Consider the following 19,864-nt stretch of genomic DNA (forward strand, 5'->3'; position numbering starts at 1 on the left):
AGGCAAGTTTAGAATTGGCGGCGATTATAATGAGCATCGAAAGCCTTGCCTACCGTCAGGGGTAACATTTTTTTAAAATAATATTAGCTTTGGCAACAGTTCATGCCGTAAGCGCGCTTTTACCCGTCATTGCTTATTCCACCCGGAACCGCGCGGCGGCAATCTGCCCCGCTTCATCCATCAGCAAGACCTGATAATCGCCGCTTTTATCAAAGGTCAGCGTCACGCTGTCGCCTTCTTTATCGAGCGGTTCGCCGTTTAAAAACCACCAGTGACGCCCGCCGCCGCCCTGACTGCGCAGCGGCAGCGACAGCGCAGCCTGCCCCGGCAGGCGTTTCAGCACAGCCCCTTCGCTTACGCCGGTGAGCAGCAGCGGTACCAGATCCTGCTGATGCACCGGCGGACATTGCGGCGAGACCGGCGGCAGACGTGCCGCTCGCCGCTCGCCGGGCGGTAGCCAGGGTTCAAGCGGCAGCGGCCAGAGCAGCAGACGGCTTTCAGAAACATGCGGACAATCCGCCGCCACCCGCTCGCCCTTCGCGTTAAGCCACAGCGGGAACTGAATGCCCCGGCTCCCCTCCTGCCCTTCGGCAAGCAGCGTCGGCGGTTCGCTGTTATCAAGAAGCCACGTCGACAACCGGCGGCGGCAGTTGCTGTCACCCGCCGGTAAGCGCTGCCCGCCCGGCCAGCAGATGGTGCAAGCCGACACCGAGGCCGGGCGCGGATCCACCGGCTGTCTCGCCTGCTGCACCGCCGAGGCGGCCCCCGCCTGCAACAGGTTATTAACCTGGTTCAGCACCGGCACGGCGCTTGCGAAACCAAACTGTCCGGCGACCGGCGTCGCATCCGGGCGGCCGGTCCAGACGCCAATCAGATAACGCGACGTCACGCCGACGGCCCAGGCATCGCGATAACCGTAGCTGGTGCCGGTTTTCCAGGCGAGCGGCACCACCTGCGGCAGCGAGCCGTCCGGCAGCGGCTGCGCCTCGTTCGCAAGGATGCGGCGGATAATCCATGCCGCGCCCGGCGACATCAGCGGACGTTCCACCAGTGGATCGCCCTTCACCACGCGCAGACGCGCCGCCTGGCCGTGACGGGCGAAGGCGCTATAGGCCGCCACAATCTCATCAAGCCTTGCGCCCGCGCCGCCCAGGATCACCGCAAGGCTTGGCTGCGCTGTCGGCGGAAAACGCAGCGCCAGCCCGACATTACGCAGCTTCGCCGTAAAGCGCTTCGGCCCGTAGGCTTCCAGCACCTGAACGGCGGGCAGATTCAGCGACCGCACCAGCGCCTCGCTCATGCTCACCGGCCCGTTAAAACCGCTGTCGAAATTGCCTGGCCGGTAGTCGCCGAAGCGACGCGGCACATCCTGTAACAGCGAGGCCGGATGAATAAGCCCCTCATCCAGCGCCAGTCCGTAAACAAAAGGCTTGAGCACCGAACCAGGTGAACGAATCGCCGTCACCATATCGACATGACCAAAACGGGCGTCGTCCTTGATATCCGCCGAACCGACCCAGCCGCGCACTTCCATGGTGGTGTGATCGACCACCAGGATAGCCAGCGACGTCCGCGCCGGGAGGCGGCCTTTCCAGTTCAGCGCCAGATCTTCAAGCTGGCGTTGTAAAGCAGCGTCAAGCGTAGTGGTGATTTTGGTGTCGCGACGCTGCGTCACCAGCCGCCTTGAGAGCAGCGGCGCGAGCTGCGGCATCTGGCGAGGAGCCAGCCATACAGGCTCTTCCAGCGACTCGCGCACCTGTTTTTCACTCCAGACGCCCTGCGTCGCCATGCGGCGCAGCACTTTGTCGCGCGCCGCCTGCGCGCGATCCGGCCAGCGGTCAGGCCTAAGCCTGCTTGGAGCCTGCGGGAGTACCGCCAGCAGCGCGGCGTCGGAATAGCTCAGTCTTGATGGCGGCTTGCCGAGATATACCCAGCTGGCGGCCCCGATTCCCTGTAGCGTGCCGCCGAACGGCGCGCGATTCAGATAGAGCGTGAGGATCTCGGCTTTGGAGAGATGCCATTCGAGCTGCATCGCCCGCCATACCTGGCGCAGCTTGCCGCCGAACGTGCGCGGGTGAGGATCCAGCAGTCGCGCCACCTGCATGGTGAGCGTACTGCCGCCGGAGACAACCGAGCCGGAGCGCAGATCCTGCCAGGCCGCGCGCGCGATCGCGAGCGGGTTAATACCGGGGTGACGCCAGAACCAGCGATCTTCGTAATTCAGCAATGCCTCAAGATAGCGCGGCGAGACATCGTTAATGGTGACCGGGTAGCGCCAGATGCCGTTTTTGTCCGCAAAACGCCACAGCGGCGTGCCGTCCTGGGCCACCACCACGCGCGCGGGCTGCACTTCATACAACGGCAGCGGCCAGCACTTATCGGCAAGCCACAGCGCAGCGCACAATAAAAGCGGCGCCGCCGCCAGAATTATCCAGCGGCGGCGCCTTTTACACAGGCTTTTAATCACAGCTCACCTGTCAGGGGTTGATGGTCAGCGCAGGAATCGTCGCACCGGTCGAACGCCATTGCGGCACATACATCGACTCGACCTGCGGCGCCGGCACTTTATAGGTGCCCGGCGTCACGGCGCGCGCCATATAGACCAGCGTGGCGTTAACGCCTTCGTTTACCGGCAGCGCCGCGACGAAGCGGTCGTCACGGAACTCCATATGCTGAATATCCATCTGCTGCATCCGGTTGATGAGATCGCTCGCCTCACCCGCGCTGCTCAGGCTGGCGCTGGCGTTCGCCAGGTTCTGGTTTTCAAGCTCCAGCCCGGCCGGGAGGAGATCGACCACCAGCGCGTCAGGCACCGTTTTGCTGGCTGAAACGTCAAGCCACACCAGCACCAGTTCGCCGCTCTTGAGATTTGAGAGCGAAATCGACTCGCCTTTGCTGTTGAGGTAGTGACGCTCAATATGCAACACGTTGCTCGATGGCTGCGGCGCGACGTCCGGGTAGCCCTGGCTGTCAAGACGCAGCCAGAGCGGGGTCTGGGCCGTGTTAGTGACCTGCAACGCGCCAAGCTGATCGGCGTTGAGCGCCACGCTCTGCGCTTTGTCGCCGCTCATGAACTGTCCTGCCAGCGTGGTTTGCGCCTGCCAGTTCCCCGGCTGGTTTACCAGATTGCGGCCCGCCAGGAACAGCGCGTTGCTTTCCTGCGTCGAGAGCCAACGCTTGCCATACGCTTCATCGGAGAGCGCGTTAAGCAGAGAGCTCTGTGTGTCAGCCTGCAGGTTATATTCCTGCAAAAGACTCAGCTTGAGCGCATCGTCACGCAGATCGCTGCCGTAGTCGCCTATCCAGACATCGTTACGCGGCCGCTCGGTTTTGAGCCCCAGATCCAGCGCGGCTTTACTGCGCGGCGCATCGCCCATCAGTTTCAGCGCCACGCCAAGCTGCACCAGCGGCAGACCGCCGCCCGCTTGCGCGCGATGCTCCCAGAGGTCACGCAGCGCGCCGAGCGGCGCTTTCTGCTGACGAGCCAGCACCAGTCCGGCATAGGACTGCACCGCGAAGCGCGAGGCCGCGTTGTTTTCGCTGTAACGCAGCGCGATGGTGGCCGGATCCTGGAGATAACGCAGCAGGCGCACGTTGGCGTTATTCAGCGCCTCGGCCGGCACGCTGTAGCCCTGCTCGCCGGCGCGCACCAGGAAATCGGTCACATAGGCCGTCGCCCAGTACTCTTCCGGGCTTTCTTTATCCCACAGCCCGAAACCGCCCTCTTCGCGCTGCATCTCCAGCAGACGCGCAATGCCGATATCCACCGCCGCGCGGCGCTGTTCATCGGTGTCGCCTTTAATGCCAAGCGCTTTGAGCTGCGCGGCATTGGTGTAGAGCGACGGGAACAGACCGCTGGTAGTCTGCTCAAGGCAGCCGTAAGGGTAGGCGCGCAGCTCTTCAATGTAGCGGGCGATGTTAAGCGGCGGACGGCCACTTAACAGCAACCGGCCTTCCAGCGTGGAGGCGTTAAGCCCCTGCAGATGCGACGCCGGTACGGTCCAGATCTCGCCTGCGCGCAGCATCGCGCCGCTGTTGATAGTCTGCGCCGGATACGCCGGACGCACGCCGATTTTCCACTCGCGGTTGATGGGCGCGAAACGCTCGCCCGGCAGCGAAAGGCCCGTGATCTGGGCCTGCACCGCGCCGTCGCCAAACCCGTTGCTGGCGGCGACCGGCACAAACAGCGTCGTACGCCCGCCCGCTTTCAGGTTCACCTGCTGGGTAGACTGCCCGTCCAGGCGCACCAGGCCGCTGGCGCTAAAGGTGACGTTAAGCTGCTGCGGCTGTTCGGTCAGGTTCGTGACATCCAGCGCCAGGCGCGAGGTATCGCCGCCCGCGAGGAAACGCGGCGTGCTCATCTCGGCAATCACGGGCGCCGCCACAATCACTTTGCTTTCGCCGCTGCCGAAGCGGTCGTCGCTCCAGGCCTGCGCCATCACGCGCAGTTCGCCGTTAAAGTCGCCGACAGGCAGCGTAATTGTGCCTTCGCCCTGGTCGTTTAACTGCACCGGCACCGCCTGTTCGGCGATGATAGTGACGTGGTTGACCGGCGGTTTGCCGCCGCGGTTCAGCTCGTCGCCGTCGCCACCAAAGCGCAGCGCCGCCAGACGGCCCTGGCCTTCGATCACCTGGCCGTAGATATCGTAGATATCGGCGCCATAGCGTTTCTTGCCAAAGAAGCCGCGCCACGGATCCGGCGTGACGTAGTCGGTGATGTTAAGCACGCCGCTGTCCACGGCCGACACCAGAACGTTGATCTGCTTCGGCAGCTCGCCGTTTTTCACGCTGGCTTTCACTTTTACCGACAGCGTGCTGTCCGGGCGCATTTTCGCTGGCGTTTCCAGCGCCAGGTTCAGGCGACGGTTTTCATCGCCCATCGGCAGATGCAGCAGGCCGACCGCGCGTTTTTGCGTCGCGGAGCGGGATTTATCGCCAGGGCGCACTACCAGCGTGCTGAGATAGAGATCGTGGCGTTTCCAGGCTTTATCGACCGGGATCTCCAGATCGAGCCCCTTCTCCGGCACGTCGATTTCCTGCCACCACAGCGGGCCTTCAGAGGATTCCACCATCGCGTAGCCTTTGCCTGCGGCTGGCGCGGCGATATGCAGCTTGATGGTGTCGCCTGGCTGATAGAACGGTTTGTCGATTTTCAGCGTGACGCGATCCGGGCGCGGCGCGCTGGTGCCCTCGCTGTTGTCCTGCCAGCTGTAACCCGCCCAGAAGCGCACGCTGCTGACGAGTTCATCAGGCGAGACCACTTCCAGACGGTAAGAACCCCACTCCACCGGGAAGCTCACCTTGCCGGTTTCGCCTGCCGCCAGATCGATAGTCTGCTCGGCTTCCACCAGATCTTTCTGATCGAATTGCGACAGCCAGCCTTCAGAATCTGACCAGTTCCAGTAGTAGTCGCGGCGCTCGCGCACCAGACGCACTTTCAGGCCCTTCACGGCGACTTTTTCGCCCTGCGCGTTGGCATAGACGATATCGAAACCGGCATTGCCGTTTTCATCGACCATCGGCTGACTGACGGTGTCGTCGGTGCGGTAGTCGTAGACCGCTTTCTCACCAAACTGCGGGCGGATGCCTGGCAGCGCATCGGCAGGCCAGATGGCCTGTTCGACGCGACGGGTGACCGGGCGGCCGCCCGATTCCAGCAGGCTCGCCTGCAAAATCAGGCGCAGCGGCGAGCGCGCATCCTGCCACTGGCTTTCGGTAGCGACCTGCGCGACACCCGCGTCGTCAAGATTGAGCTGCACTTCATCCAGGCTGCGGGAGAGGTTTTCTTCCGCGATATTGCCGAACTGGAAGCCCGGCAGTTGCGCCACCGCGTCACGCAGCGGACGCAGATAAAGCTGGCCCTGCAGACTGTTACCCGCCGCAGGCGCGCCGTAGAGGTAGTGGCCTTCAATACCGAAATTGACGGTATCAGAAGGCGCCAGCGGCGTTTTCTGCACGTTGAGGTTGAGCGCCATCCGCTCCGGCATAAAGTCTTCCACATGGAAGAGCCAGTTGCGGTTCTGGTTGTCGCCGGTATTGGCGCGGATCACCCACTGGCCGGTCGCCGCCTGCGCATCCAGCGTCCAGGTCAGTTGATAAAGCCCGTTATTCGGCTCCACCACCTGCGTGCGCGCCACCTGGCCGTCCGGGCGCACCACTTCGAATTTCACCGGCTGCGCCGTCAGCGGTTTGCCGTCGCTGTCGCGCAGCAGACCGTTGACGATGACCGTCTCACCCGGGCGGTAAAGATCGCGCGGGCCAAACATAAAGAACTGTTTGCTGTAGCCGCGATCGCCGTCGATATCAAACTCGGCCAGATCCAGCGCCGGGAGGTTGAGATCGAGCATCGTGGTCTGCTCGCCCATACGGGCCAGCACCAGCGCCGCCTCTTTCGGGTTATCCAGACGCACATGACCGGTGTTGTCGCTGGTCGCTTCCGCCAGCGTCTGCCCTTTGTCATTCAGAAGACGCACTTCGACGCCGCTTTGCGCCGCGCCGTTCTCCAGGCTCTGGGTGAAGATATCCATGCGGTCGTGGTAGCGGTGCAGCGAGAGGCCCACATCGCTCAGCGTAAAGAGCGTCGCGGCGTTGCTGTAGTTGTAATGCCCCGCCTGGTTCATTACCGCCAGATAGACGCCCGGCTGTTGCAGCGGCTTGATGTCGCTTAACGGCAGCAGCAGTTTTTCGCGCGTGTTGCGGGCCGGATTGAGATCAAAACGCCCGGTGTAGACCAGATCCGCCATTTTCAGCAGCTGGTCTGATTCCCAGTTGCTGAGTGAATTCCGGTACTCCCACTGGCTGACCATCGCCGCCAGCGATTCCGGTTTCACGCGGTAGAAGTTAACGTCGACGCTTGAGATATTGAGCGCCATCACCGGCAGCCCCTGCACGACTTTGGTCGGCAGCAGCGAGCCGCGGCTCGCGAAGCCGACGCTCGGCGCGATATCGCGCGTGGTCAGGGCTTTCTCATACGCCATGCCAAAGGTGGCTTTATTGAGCGCCAGCAGTTCGCGATCGACGCTCAGCACCAGTTCGCGGTTCGGCTCAAGGTGGCGCAGGCGCAGCTCTTTTAAGTTCGGCGCAAGCTCCCACGCGCCGTCCACCTTGCCCTCTTTCTTATCGACAAGATGCACCACGCGGCCGAAATCCTGGTTGGGATCAAGCGGCACCGAGAAGGTGAGCACCAGCGTACTGGCGCCATCAAGCTGAACCTCTGAGGCGTCCAGTAATTTGAGCGGTTTGCCGGCGCTCTGCTGCGCCAGTTTTTGCAGGTCCGCCGCCTGGGGCTTTGCCTGCGGCGCCGGGGCGCTGCTTTGAGACGCAGGCGCGGCGGAGCCGGCGGAAGCACTCTCCTTGTCGTCGCACCCGCCGAGAGTGAAAGACGCCAGTAATGCTGTCGCGATGACAGCCAGACGCAGTTGTTTCATAGTTTTCCCTGGCCGTAGTGGCCGTCGGTTTCCGGTAACGGCGGCTATTATGCTTAAAAGCTGTGACAAAAAAAAACCACCAAAAATAAATAGCGGAGGATGCTTTGCAAATTCTCTGCAACGGCCTGCAAAACCCTGGTTTTCTCCCCTCCTCCCCCGGATGTTACCGCGATCACAGTGCGTAACGTTACATGTTACTTTTTGAGTTATTTGTTTTTAAAACAATCAGATAACTGGATTCTTCCGGCGGCGGGTTGCTACCTTTGAGCGGTGCCTCCGCACATCAGGTGGTTTAGCCAGACGATAAAAAAGAGAGAGCTAAATGAGATACGCCGTAAACGCCCTACAAAACTTTGGCAAGTCCCTTTACGGACCGGTATTAATCCTGCCGATTGTCGGCCTTTTTATCGCCTTCGGCAACGTACTGGGGAACGGCAGCCTTGCGGGTTATCTGCCGTTTCTCGGCCATCCGGCGCTGCAGCACACTGGCCAGCTTATCGCCAAATCGGCGGTCTCGGTGCTGGCGAACCTGGCGCTGGTCTTCGCCGTCGGCATTCCCATTGGTCTTGCGGCGCGCGACAAAGGCTACGCGGCGCTGACGGGGCTGGTGACGTTTATTGTTTTTATTAACGCCATGAATGTGACTCTACAGTTGCAGGGCGAACTGGCGCCGGCCGATCAGATGCGCGCGGCCGGGCAAAGCATGGTGCTTGGCGTGCAGGTGCTGGAGATGGGCGTGTTCGCGGGCATTCTGACCGGCGCGCTCTCCGGCTGGCTCTATAACCGCTACTCCGGCGTGCAGTTCTCAGGCGCGATGGCGATTTACTCCGGCCACTGCTTTGTCGCCATCATTATGCTGCCCGTCTCGATGGTATTAGGCGTAGTGATGAGTGAGATCTGGCCCTTCGCCCAGCACGGCATCAGCGCGATGGCGCTGGCGATTAAAGGCGCAGGCCCGTTTGGCGTGGCGGTGTACGGCTTCCTGGAGCGCATTCTGGTGCCGACAGGTCTTCATCATCTGGTCTATACGCCGTTTCTCTATACCGAACTCGGCGGCACTCAGGACGTCTGCGGTACGGTCTACCAGGGCGCGCGCAACATCTACTTTGCCGAGATGGCCTGCCCTTCCGTCACGCAGTTAAGCCCAACCGTGGTCTGGGACGCGCGCGGCATCAGCAAAATGTTCGGCCTGCCCGCGGCGGCGCTGGCGATGTATATGACGGCCAAACCAGAGCGCAGGGCCGCCGCCAAAGCGATTCTGATCCCGGCGGCGCTGACGTCGCTTTTGGTAGGCGTTACCGAACCTATCGAATTTTCATTCCTGTTTATCGCCCCGCTGCTGTTTGTGGTGCACGCGGTGCTGACCGGCATCGGCATGATGCTGTTCTATCTGCTGGACGTTCACGCCATCGGCGCTAACGGCATTATCGATTTCATTCTCTACAACCTGCCGCTCGGCACGACGAAATCGAACTGGCCGATGTATCTGCTGGTGGGGCTGATTATGGCGGTGCTCTACTTCACCGTGTTCCGCTTCCTGATCCTGCGCTTCAACATGAAAACGCCGGGCCGCGAGGATGACGACCAGGAGACGCGCCTCTACAGCAAACAGGAATACCAGGCGAAAGGCGCAAACGACGGTCTGGGCGAGGCGATTATCGAAGGGCTGGGCGGCCGGGCCAATATCGAAGTGGTGGATAACTGTTACACCCGTCTGCGCGTCACGGTGCGCGACGTGGCCACCATCGATGAGCCGCGCCTGAAATCAACCGGCGCGAAAGCGGTGATTAAACAAGGTAATAACGTTCAGGTGGTCTACGGACTGCATGTGAAAAAAATGCGTGAAGCAGTCGAAATGTTTCTCTGACAGGAGCCGATGATGTTGAAACCTCCCTTTATTCTTGCTATCGCCGGCGGCGGCAGCACCTATACGCCGGGTATTGTGAAAAGCCTGATGGTGCGCTTAAGCGATTTTCCGCTCGCCGAAATTCGTCTCTATGACATCGACAGCGCGCGTCAGGAGACGATCGCGCCGGTGGTGGAGAAAGTGATCCGCGATCACAGCCAGACCATTAAATTCACGACCACCAGCGACCCGGAAGTGGCGTTCAGCGGCGCGCATTTTGTCTTCGCCCAGATGCGCGTCGGCCAGTACAAAATGCGCGAGCAGGATGAAAAAATCCCGCTGCGTCACGGCGTGGTGGGCCAGGAAACCTGCGGACCTGGCGGTCTCGCTTACGGGCTGCGCACCATTCTGCCGATGGTAGAACTTATCGACATGGTGGAACGCTACGCCGACAGCAAGGCCTGGATTGTGAACTACTCCAACCCGGCGGCGATTGTGGCGGAAGGCGTGCGACGCCTGCGCCCCACCGCCCGCGTGCTGAATATCTGCGACATGCCGGTGGCGGCGATGCGCAACATGGGCGCGATTCTCGGCGTCGACCGGCATAAGCTTGAGGTGGATTACTTCGGCCTGAACCACTTCGGCTGGTTCACCCGCGTGCTGGTGGATGGCGAAGATCAACTCCCCGCGCTGCGCCGTCATATCGCGAAATTCGGCCTGCTGACCGAAGACGCGGCCCAGACCGATCCGCAGCACTCCGATCCGTCATGGGTGAAAACCTGGCGCAACATTAAGCCGATTATGGATCACTTCCCGGATTATCTGCCGAACCCGTACTTACAGTATTACCTGATGCCAAACGACATCGTTGAGCACCAGAACCCGGATTACACCCGCGCCAATGAAGTGATGGACGGGCGCGAGAAAAAACTGTTCGCGGCAGCGGAAGAGTACAAGCGTACCAGCATTCTGCCGGATGCGTTCCACGTAGGCGTTCACGGCGCGTTTATTGTCGATGTCGCCTGCTCGCTGGCGTTCGATTTACGCCAGCGGCATCTGGTGATTGTCGAAAACAAAGGCGCTATCGCCAACCTGCCTTACGACGCGATGGTGGAAGTGCCGGCGTATATCACCGCCGCCGGGCCGGAGCCGGTGCGCATGGGCGCGGTGCCGCTGTTCCACCAGACGCTGCTGATGCAGCAGCTCGCCTCCGAGCAACTGCTGGTAGAAGCCACACTGGAAGGCAGTTACGAAAAAGCGCTGCAGGCGTTTACACTTAACCGTACTGTCCCCACGATGCAGCACGCCAAAGCGATCCTTGATGACATGATTGAGGCGAACCGCGATTACTGGCCGGCGCTGCAAAAAGCCTGGGTCAACGGAGAAGCGGCGTCATAACCGGAGCCTGCTCGCGACATCAATAATGATGGCTTGTGGCGAGGTGAAAAAGCGCTGACAATCCGTTTCTCAGCGATGACACGGAGAACGCCATGTCCACATCCTTTTTTGTCGCGAGCCGCTGGCTTGCAGAGCATATCGACGACCCGGAAATTCAGATCCTCGACGCCCGTATGGCCCCTGCGGGCCAGGAGCACCTGCGCAATATGGCGCAAGAGTATCGCGCGGGCCATCTTCCCGGCGCGCGCTTTTTCGATATCGAAGCGCTGTCCGATCATTCAACGCCCCTGCCCCATATGATGCCGCGCCCGGAAGCGTTCGCGGTCGCGATGCGCGAACTGGGCGTCAGCCACGACAAACATTTGATTGTCTATGATGAAGGCAACCTCTTCTCGGCGCCGCGCGCCTGGTGGATGCTGCGCGCTTTCGGCGTACAAAATGTGTCGATTCTGGCGGGCGGCCTTGCCGAATGGCAGCGCGACGGTTTGCCGCTGGAAGAAGGTATGGTCGACGCGCCGGAAGGCGACTTTGAAGCCAAATTTGACGACGGGCTGGTCAAACGCCTGACCGATGTCTTACTGGCGAGCCATGAGAAAACCGCACAGCTTGTTGACGCCCGTCCGGCGGCGCGCTTTAACGCCGAAGCCGACGAGCCGCGACCGGGCCTGCGGCGCGGCCATATTCCCGGCGCGCTGAACGTGCCGTGGACCGATCTGGTGGTCAAAGGCCAGCTGAAAACCACCGACGAACTGCGCGAAATATTCGCAGCCCAGGGCGTGGATCTGCATCGCCCGATTATCGCCAGCTGCGGCTCCGGCGTGACGGCGGCGGTCGTGATGCTCGCCCTCGCCACCCTTGAGGCCAGCGACGTGAAGCTCTATGACGGCTCCTGGAGTGAATGGGGCGCGCGCGACGATCTGCCCATCGAACCAGCGTCATAATGGATAACCGCCTGACGCCGCTGCTGATGCGCGGCGAGTCGCTGACCCGCGCCGAGTATCGCGTACTTTCCCACCTGACCGCGCATCCGCTGCGGGTGGGGAATATCACGGTGCGGGAGCTGGCGCAGGAGACGTTTGTCTCCACCGCCACCATCATGCGGCTGTGCCATAAGCTTGGCTTCAGCGGTTACAGCGAGCTGATCTGGCACTGTAAGCAACTGCTCACTGACACGCCCCATCTCGCCATCAAACCCGACGCCGCGCCCGACGCCCTGCCCGCCCTGTTTAACCGCTTTGTCGACAATTATCAGCAGACCTTTCGCTGGGTGACGCCCGAAAAGATCGCCGCTTTCAGCGAACTATTGCGGGAAAAGGAGCGGTTTTTTCTCTACGGCGCGGGGTTTTCGTATCTCTTCGCGGAATATCTGACCAAAAAGTTGCAGGTGCTCGGCAAGACGGCGTTTATCTCCGGCCCCGGCGACAGCCGTAATATTTTTCTCAGCAATGCGGCGCGCTATGAAGTGTTTATTGCGGTATCGCGCAGCGGCGAAACAGAGCAGGTGCTCGACAAAGCGCGCATCGCCCGCAATGTCGGTATGGAGGTGGTGGCGTTTACCCGCGCGTCGCCAAATCCGCTGGCGGCGCTGTCCGGGCTGCATTTTCCACTCTATGACGAGGCTATCCATTTCGCCGCCGAAGCGGCGGGGATCACCTCGTTTGAATCCAATCTGGTGATGCTTATCGACCTGCTGCTGTTACAGGCGCAGGCGTAACGGCGCGGCCCGCAGGCCGCGCCGCTTCTCTTACGAGAAACGCGACAGCGCGTCGCGCGCGTGGATAGCATTAAGGTTACGCACCAGCAGCTCCACCAGCATGTCGGCGGAGTACGCCTTACGGCTCTCCCCTTCGCGAAGCCCGCCGATAAACACAAACGCCAGCTTACGCTTGCCGCGCTTCACGCGGGTGTAATTTTTCCAGCGGCCGCCGACGGCGCGCGGCGGTTCAAACCCTTCGCGGTAAATCAGCGTCACGGTGGTGGTGTCGTTGGCGGTCTGCACCGAGAAATCTTCAATGGCGCTGAGCGGAATACCCGCCGCGAACTGACGGCAGTGCAGCGAATCGGGCGTCATCGTCAGGAACGGGATCTCACGCTTCTGCCACTGCTGCCAGAGCACGTAACAGGTCAGTAAGCCCAGCAACCCCGTGCCAATCGCGATAGCGACGATTTTGCCGTCGGCAATGCCCTGAATATTAAACGGATCCACGATTTTCAGCATGGCGACCGTCGCGATAAACAGCACCACCGCCAGAATTCCGCCGACGAAAAAGACTTTTTTGCCGGAGTAGAGCGTGACGGCCTCGCCGGACTGCTGCACCACCTCTTCCAGCTCGCGGCGGAACTCTTCGCGATGCTCGGCGGCTTTCCCGGCGAGCTCGCCGGTCATTTTGCCGGACAGCGCCTCAGGCTGCGCGAACCACAGACGCAGGTTTTCCCACGGATCCTGCGGCACCGCGCGGGTCGCGTGGTGAATCAGCGTGTCGTCGATGGCGCAGCCGAGCGCTTCGATACGCGCGCGTGACGGCGGATGGCTGTCGGTCGGGTGCGCGGCTTTGTGCTCCAGATAAGCCTGGATATCGCCAAAGCCCTCTTCGCGCAGGCGGGTCACCAGCGCGGCCACCAGATCCTCAAAGCCCGGTTTGCCGTTAAAGAAATCCTCGAGCGTATTGTTCAGCGGCTCGCTGACGGCGGAAATACGCAGCAGCGATGACGCCAGCGCCTGCGGGGAGCTGGCGCGCGCGCCCATCTCATCGGCGGCGTGCTCGCGGATGCGGCTCCAGTGACTCACCGTTTCATGCAGTTGCTCGATAAAATAGACGCCCATATAGAGCGACGGGTAAAGCACCACATGATCGATAAACGGCGCGCTCTGCTGGTTTTGCGCCATGGTATTGATGCTGTTGGTAATGCCCGCGTACAGCGGCGCGAAGCGCAGGCTGTATTGCGTATCCTGGCCTGCGAAGTGGCCCAGTTCGTGGCCGATGACCGCGCAGGTTTCGTCTTTATCGAGCAGCGCCGCCCAGGTGAGCGGGAAATAGAGCGTCTGGCCGGTCAGCAGCGGGCCGTCTTCCAGCTGCACGCTGTTGGCGGTGACATAAAAGCCTTCCAGCATCCCGACCACGATGTTATCCGGCATCATCGCCCCGGTTTTCTGCGACAGCGCTTCCACCATGCTCCAGAGCGCGGGCGCCTGTTCGCGGGTCAGATTATAGCCCACCACCTCATTCGGCTCCGGCTGGAACAGCGCGAAGCAGCGGCGGATGCTGCCGAGGCTTTTATAAAGCACCCAGAGAATACCGAACAGGATCACCAGCGCGAACAGCATCACTTTGATGCCGCCGGCGTTCATTTTGTAATGCGTGGCGAACCAGAGCGTCTCATAGCCGACGACCGCGAACAGCGCCAGGCCGCAGCAAACGATTTGCGACACCATCAGCCACGGCAGTAGTTTGCGGCATTTATCAAATGCATGTACCAGCGCATCCTGCGACTGCTTCGCGATGGTCACGCTGCGCCGACACAGCGCGATCGCCCCGGCGTTCAGCACCATGCACAGCAGCGCCAGCCCGACGGCGAAAGACGCCAGCCCGCTCTGGGTGCGCGCCAGCATGATCTGGCCCGCGTATTCGTTCTGAACGCTCCGTTCGCTCTCAATGACTTCTGTGGCGGGAACGCGGTAGTTTTTCCCGTCGCTGGTGAATTCAATGATCGCTTTCGGATCCTGCTTCAGCGCGTCGCTCGCCGTCTGAATCAGGCTGTTTGAGCTGTCGACGCTCTCCAGAATGTCGCTGACGCGCCAGTGCTGCCAGACGGCATAGCAGGCCACCAGCAGCGGCACCAGAAAAAGATAAGCGAGATGCTTCCTGTTCATTGTTACGTCGTTTCCTTGTTAATCCATCCAGAATTGAGGTGTGGCCTCAGGTGAACGGGGCCTTTGTGGCCCCTGATTTTTATTGAAAGTCTTTGATCTCATGCTCGGCGACAGAAGCGCTGAGATAGGTATCCAGCAGTTCAGCGAGTTGCTCTTGCGAAACAGGCGCGCCGCTGGCGTCTCTGAGCTTGCCGTAAGCCGTCACGTAAAAGAAAGGTTCGGTCGAGGAGCAGTGCGTATAGGTAAGCCAGCGATTATCAGTACGCTTCGGCGGCTCATAGCCTTCTTTATAGGTAAAACCAATCCGCAAGCCGCGGCGGGTTTTAAAAAACGCATAGCCCGTGAGCGCCGCCAGCGGCACCGGAGCGCCCAGCATATGAAAGCTGACGCTGCCGTGGCGCAGAACCATGACGGGCTGCTTGCCTCGCTTCCAGACCTTTATAACGCGACGCAGGCCAAGCCCGGCGATGACAGCACACGCCAGCAACAGTCCCATCAGGGTATAACTCTTGTCATTGGGGGGGAATGTCAGGTCGGGATTAAACAGTCCGCTCAGCGTGGCATAGAGGAAGTACAAAAAGACCAGCAGTCCCCCGATAGCAATTTTAGGGCGTGCGTAGATAACGGTCTCTTTGGCGGCACGGTTTAAAACGGTTTCCAGAGACTGTTTATAGTTATCGCGGTATTGCGTGATTTCGCCGGTCAGTTCAGCGCTAAGGGTGCGGCAAAGCGCCTGAAAATCGTTAACCAGCAGAAATAAATGCGCGAAGGAATCGCCTGTCACCGGACGCGCGGCAATCACGGCCGCCTCATCGGTTGTGCAGCCTAACGCCTCAATACGCGCCCGACAGCTGGGGTGCGTGTCGTAGGGATGCGCCGTTTCGTTCTCCAGAAATGCCCGCGGATCGGGCAAGGGCAACGTCTGAAGATGGGCGAGCAAAGCGGCGACAACGTCATCAGGCGTAACACGCGCGTGATAAACCTCATTCAGATATTCATCTACCGGATTGCTGAGTGCAGCGATACGCAGCAGCGACGAGGAGAGCGCCAGCGGCGTGCTTGCCTTCGCGCCCATTTCATCGGCCCCATGCTCGCGGCGCTGGCGCCAGTACATGACCGTATCGTGGAACTGTCCGAGCACATAGTAGCAACTGCTCATCGCCGTATTAAAATCGACGTTCATGTATCCGGGCGCGTTTTTTCTTAAGCCGAACACAGCGTCAATACTGCTGCTAAATCGCGCGTAAAGCGGCGCAAAGCGAAGGCTATATTCCGTATCTTTCCCCGCAAAATGCCCAAGCTCATGCCCTAACACGGCGTCAATTTCCGCTTCATTCAGTAACGATGCCCACGGGAGTGAAAAGTAAAGCGTCTGTCCCGTCAGTATTTCGCCAGTATTCAGCCGGACAGGGTTGGCCGTTACATAAAAATTCTCTGTTAACCCTGCCACGATATTATCCGGCGTAATGGTTTCAAGCCTGAGAGCGAGCCTTTCCACCCTGGCCCATAATGCTGGCGCATCGTCGCGGCTGAGATTACGCCCCATCACCGGCTTAGGCTCAGGCTGAAAAAGCGAGAAGCTATTTGACAGCATTTTCACCAGCCGCCAGATAATAAAAATAATGTATCCGATCCCCAGCAGGAAGAAGTAACCGCCCGCCAGAATATCGCTGCCATCCTTCGCGGTGCTCATCAAGCCGGTTAATTCATAAAAAATCAGACAGCTTATTGAAAGCGTAAGAAAAAGCACCTGCGCCGCCAGCATAAATGGCAGCCAGGTCCGGCAAAAATCAAAGGCCTGGACAAGATCGTGCTGGGAACGTCTTCCTTTTTTCGCTCCCAGATAGCCCAGCGCTATCAGGGCGCTATTGGTCAGTAAATAAAGCAAGGATAGACCGAGCCCCGCATAAGCCAGATAAAGCATCGGTCTGGCAACAGAGAGCGCGTTTTTGTTTTGCGACAGAAAAATCGAGGCATCTGTCTGCGCATTGCCTGCATCTATCAGTTCGGCTTTATCCGCGCCTTCGCGTTGGTACTCTATTTCTGTCGGCCCGGTAAAGTTATGGTTTACGAGCTTTTCCGCTTTAACGAGAATCTCTTGTTCGTATTCTGCCCGGTCCAGAAGTGTGGCGACACGGTGATATTGCAAAACGGCAAACAGTAAAATAGCGAGGGGCAATAAAAAGAGATAAGCGAAACTCTTTTTGGTCATGATGGCGATCCCGGCATTAATCCATTAATTGAGAGAATAGTCCCCTGCCTGTGATCAACACAGTTGACGAGATTGCATTCGCAGGGAAGATACGAACGGGAAAGCTTAACAAAGCGAGCCCGCAGGCGGGCCTACCAGAATTTGGCTTGCTACTGAAAACAATGTGTTAACGGGAAAGAAAAACGCGGCATTGGGCGCCGCGTGAAGAGAGGTTCAGATAATGCGGTTTTGTTTGAAATCGCGCAGAAAGCTGCCCCAGCGGCGCTCGTAGAACGGCGTCAGGTGCGCCATCATAAAGTGGCTGATGCCCTTCTCGCCTTCCACCACCTGGCAGATATCCACCGGCTCGTCGCCCGGCAGGGTATCGGTCGCCACACTGCCGGCGGCGTTAATCACCGGCTCAATGTCGCCATCCGCCTCGATGCCGATAAGATAGTTAGCGGGCTCGTCGGCGTGTTCTTTTAACAGGCACAGATACGCGCGTTTTACCGTTTTCATCTCTTTGAACAGCACGGTCAATGATTCGATCATTTGCGCAGGCGGTTCGGCCACTTCGGAAAGCAGCAGCGACGCGCCGCCTTCCAGCACTTCCTGCTGGCTGAGCGCCGAGCCTTCCGGGCTTATCAGGTGGCGAATCTCACTGGGCGTAAACTCTTTACCGGTTGGCAGTTTGGCGTTGAGGAACAGCGTTTCGCCAAGCGTCATTTCAAAGAGCGTGCGCACCGGCATCGCCACAAACGCCTGTTCGCCTTCCACCGCCTTTTCAAGGGCCGCCGGAGAGCTGAAGAAAGGGATCACCGAGGTGCCGTCGTCTTTTTCCCAGTGCTGGAGATCCACGGCGCTTTCAGCGACGACCGCTTCGCCATCCGCCGCTTCGCCTGGCACCCACACGGTGGATTCCAGCAGCGTGCGGAAAAACGCCGGACGGAACGCAGGCTCCGCCGCGGCCTTTTCCAGCAGGATTTCGAGTTCGTTTTTTTCTGCGTTGTTTTCGTTTTTCGTTTCGGACATAGGTTTTAATTTGTCATTGATGAGCGAGAGGAAAGCCTCTCGCCCCGGCCCTCTCCTGCCGGAGAGGGGGAAGCGTTAATGGTGATGTAAGGCGGATAAAGCAGCGCAATCATCGCTTCACATTATTATCGCGTTGGTGGATGCGCTTCGCTTACCCACCCTACAGGCATAAGATGTTGTTTGCAGGGCGGGTACCCGCCACGCCCGCCCTTACTCGCCGGTCAGCAGATTCGCCAGCGTGCGCACGCCGATGCCGGTCGCGCCCGCCGCCCACTGCTCCACCGCCGCTTTACGGTAAGTGGCGGAACAGTCGATATGCAGCCAGCCCTGCTGGTAGTTTTCGACAAAGTGCGACAGGAAACCCGCCGCGGTGCTGGCGCCCGCCGGATACGCGCCGCCCGCCGTGTTGTTGAGCTCGGCGAAGTTCGACGGCAGCTGGTTGCGGTGAAACTCCGCCAGCGGCAGACGCCAGAAGGCTTCGTTTTCCGCCTGCGCGCTTTGCAGCAGACGGTTCGCCAGCGCGTCGTCAAAGCTGAACAGCGCATGGTAATCGTTGCCGAGCGCCGTTTTGGCAGCGCCGGTCAGCGTCGCGGCGTCGATAATCAGCTCCGGCTTCTGGGCGCTGGCGTCGATCAGCCCGTCCGCCAGCACCAGACGTCCTTCCGCGTCGGTGTTCATCACCTCCACGGTTTTGCCGTTGCGGTAGCGAATAATATCGCCCAGACGGAAGGCGTTGCCGCTAATCATGTTATCCGCGCAGCAGAGGATCAGCTTAACGCGCTTGTTCAGGCCGCGCGTAATCGCGAACGCCAGCGAGCCGGTTACCAGCGCCGCGCCGCCCATGTCGGATTTCATCGAATCCATAAACGCGGTCTGCTTAATGCTGTAACCGCCGGAGTCAAACGTAATACCTTTGCCGACGAGGCAGGCGTAAACCGGCGCGTTCGCATCGCCCGTCGGGTTGAAATCGAGCGCCAGCAGGACCGGCGGGCGTTCAGAGCCGCGGCCTACGGTATGCAGCCCCAGGTAGTTCTGTTCGCGCAGATCTTCGCCTTTGGTGATGCGGTAGCTCACGCGCTCGCCGCCGACATCCGCCAGCAGATCCACGGCGCGCTGCGCCAGATGCTCCGGACCCATCTCTTCCGCCGGGGCGTTAATGACATCGCGCACCCAGTCGATGACTTTCAGGCGGCTGTTCAGCTCTTTCTGCTGCGCGTCGTCAAGCGGCGCCCAGGCGACGGTGCGTTTGCCTTTCGGGCCGCGATAGCCCATCCAGAACGCCCAGCTTTTTTCAACATCCCAGCCATCGCCGGCAAGCTCAACGTGTTTGAGCCCCTGGCCGTCGATTTTGCGTCCGGCGCGCTGGATGAGATGCAAATCGTCTTTGCCCGTCAGGTGCAGCGCGATACCGTCCTGCGTAAAACTGTACAGTGCTTTTTCACCCCAGCGAGCGTCGGCAGGCTCACGGGAAAGGGTAATCTTCATGGCTTCGGTCATTTTATTTTCCTTATCTCGCCTGATGCGCAACGAAAACGGGCCGCCTTCTGGCAGCCCGTTGCGTTATTCTGCTTCGTCTAACCAGACCAGCAGTATAGCCTCTAAAACCTTTTCGTTAGAGGCCTGTGGATCGTCATCGAAATCCTCGAGGTCGCAGATCCACTGGTGCATATCGGTAAAGCGCACGGTTTTCGGGTCCACGTCCGGGCGGCTGTCATACAGCGCCTCGCCGATTTCGCGGCTGTCGGTCCATTTCAGTCCCATATTAATGCTCCCTGGCGTGGTTGATGGTGTAACGCGGCATTTCCACCACCAGATCTTCGTCCGTGACGCGCGCCTGGCAGCTCAGACGGCTTTCCGGCTCCAGCCCCCAGGCTTTGTCCAGCATGTCGTCTTCATCTTCGGTGCTTTCCGGCAGCGAATCGAAACCTTCACGCACGATGCAGTGGCAGGTGGTGCAGGCGCACGATTTCTCACAGGCGTGTTCAATTTCAATGCCGTTGCGCAGCGCAACGTCAAGAATGGTTTCACCGCTTTGCGCTTCCAGTACTGCGCCATCAGGGCAAAGATCCTGATGAGGCAAAAAAACAATCTTAGGCATT

General features: G+C 60.0%; 12 protein-coding genes. 4 read left to right on the top strand and 8 right to left on the bottom strand.

Annotated elements, in window-relative coordinates; all coding sequences use genetic code 11:
• Nucleotides 1-133: 133 nt before the first annotated feature.
• Nucleotides 134-2,467, bottom strand: coding sequence for a peptidoglycan glycosyltransferase PbpC (gene pbpC / locus AFK65_RS14590; RefSeq protein ID WP_115185107.1), 2,334 nt, complete (start codon nt 2,465-2,467; stop codon nt 134-136).
• A 10-nt stretch (nt 2,468-2,477) separates the two neighbouring features.
• Nucleotides 2,478-7,427: an alpha-2-macroglobulin family protein gene (locus tag AFK65_RS14595; RefSeq protein WP_038856522.1), complete on the bottom strand. Its 4,950-nt coding sequence runs from the start codon at nt 7,425-7,427 to the stop codon at nt 2,478-2,480.
• A 322-nt stretch (nt 7,428-7,749) separates the two neighbouring features.
• On the opposite strand from AFK65_RS14595, the gene AFK65_RS14600 reads away from it, so the two are divergent.
• The 4 genes from AFK65_RS14600 (at nt 7,750) to AFK65_RS14615 (ending at nt 12,385) form a co-directional block, all read left to right on the top strand.
• Nucleotides 7,750-9,294 carry a PTS transporter subunit EIIC gene (locus AFK65_RS14600; protein WP_007700589.1) on the top strand — a complete coding sequence of 515 codons (1,545 nt, stop codon included), beginning with the start codon at nt 7,750-7,752 and terminating at the stop codon, nt 9,292-9,294.
• A gap of 12 nt (nt 9,295-9,306) precedes the next feature.
• Nucleotides 9,307-10,671 carry a 6-phospho-alpha-glucosidase gene (locus AFK65_RS14605; RefSeq protein WP_007700592.1) on the top strand — a complete coding sequence of 455 codons (1,365 nt, stop codon included), beginning with the start codon at nt 9,307-9,309 and terminating at the stop codon, nt 10,669-10,671.
• Between the two features lie 92 nt (nt 10,672-10,763).
• Nucleotides 10,764-11,612: a 3-mercaptopyruvate sulfurtransferase gene (gene sseA / locus AFK65_RS14610; protein WP_007700593.1), complete on the top strand. Its 849-nt coding sequence runs from the start codon at nt 10,764-10,766 to the stop codon at nt 11,610-11,612.
• Nucleotides 11,612-12,385 (top strand): MurR/RpiR family transcriptional regulator, encoded by a 774-nt coding sequence (locus AFK65_RS14615; RefSeq protein ID WP_007700594.1) that lies wholly within the window; start codon nt 11,612-11,614, stop codon nt 12,383-12,385. Before sseA ends, AFK65_RS14615 begins: the two co-directional genes overlap by 1 nt.
• Nucleotides 12,386-12,415: 30 nt before the next feature.
• On the opposite strand, the gene AFK65_RS14620 is transcribed toward AFK65_RS14615, so the two are convergent.
• The 6 genes from AFK65_RS14620 to fdx form a co-directional block, all read right to left on the bottom strand.
• Nucleotides 12,416-14,542, bottom strand: coding sequence for a M48 family metallopeptidase (locus tag AFK65_RS14620; protein WP_038856520.1), 2,127 nt, complete (start codon nt 14,540-14,542; stop codon nt 12,416-12,418).
• Between the two features lie 79 nt (nt 14,543-14,621).
• Nucleotides 14,622-16,754 (bottom strand): M48 family metallopeptidase, encoded by a 2,133-nt coding sequence (locus AFK65_RS14625; protein ID WP_007700599.1) that lies wholly within the window; start codon nt 16,752-16,754, stop codon nt 14,622-14,624.
• 213 nt (nt 16,755-16,967) lie between these two features.
• Nucleotides 16,968-17,765, bottom strand: a complete 798-nt coding sequence (gene sseB / locus AFK65_RS14630; RefSeq protein ID WP_007700600.1) for an enhanced serine sensitivity protein SseB — start codon at nt 17,763-17,765, stop codon at nt 16,968-16,970.
• A 210-nt stretch (nt 17,766-17,975) separates the two neighbouring features.
• Entirely contained in the window at nt 17,976-19,262 is a 1,287-nt protein-coding gene (gene pepB, locus AFK65_RS14635) for an aminopeptidase PepB (protein WP_038856517.1), read from the bottom strand.
• Nucleotides 19,263-19,325: 63 nt separating this feature from the next.
• Complete coding sequence (iscX, locus tag AFK65_RS14640) at nt 19,326-19,526, bottom strand: Fe-S cluster assembly protein IscX (protein WP_007664159.1); 201 nt, start codon at nt 19,524-19,526, stop codon at nt 19,326-19,328.
• 1 nt (nt 19,527) lies between these two features.
• Nucleotides 19,528-19,863: an ISC system 2Fe-2S type ferredoxin gene (gene fdx / locus AFK65_RS14645; protein WP_004385928.1), complete on the bottom strand. Its 336-nt coding sequence runs from the start codon at nt 19,861-19,863 to the stop codon at nt 19,528-19,530.
• Nucleotide 19,864 lies beyond the last annotated feature (1 nt).

Source organism: Cronobacter universalis NCTC 9529 (assembly GCF_001277175.1).
Lineage (GTDB): Bacteria > Pseudomonadota > Gammaproteobacteria > Enterobacterales > Enterobacteriaceae > Cronobacter > Cronobacter universalis.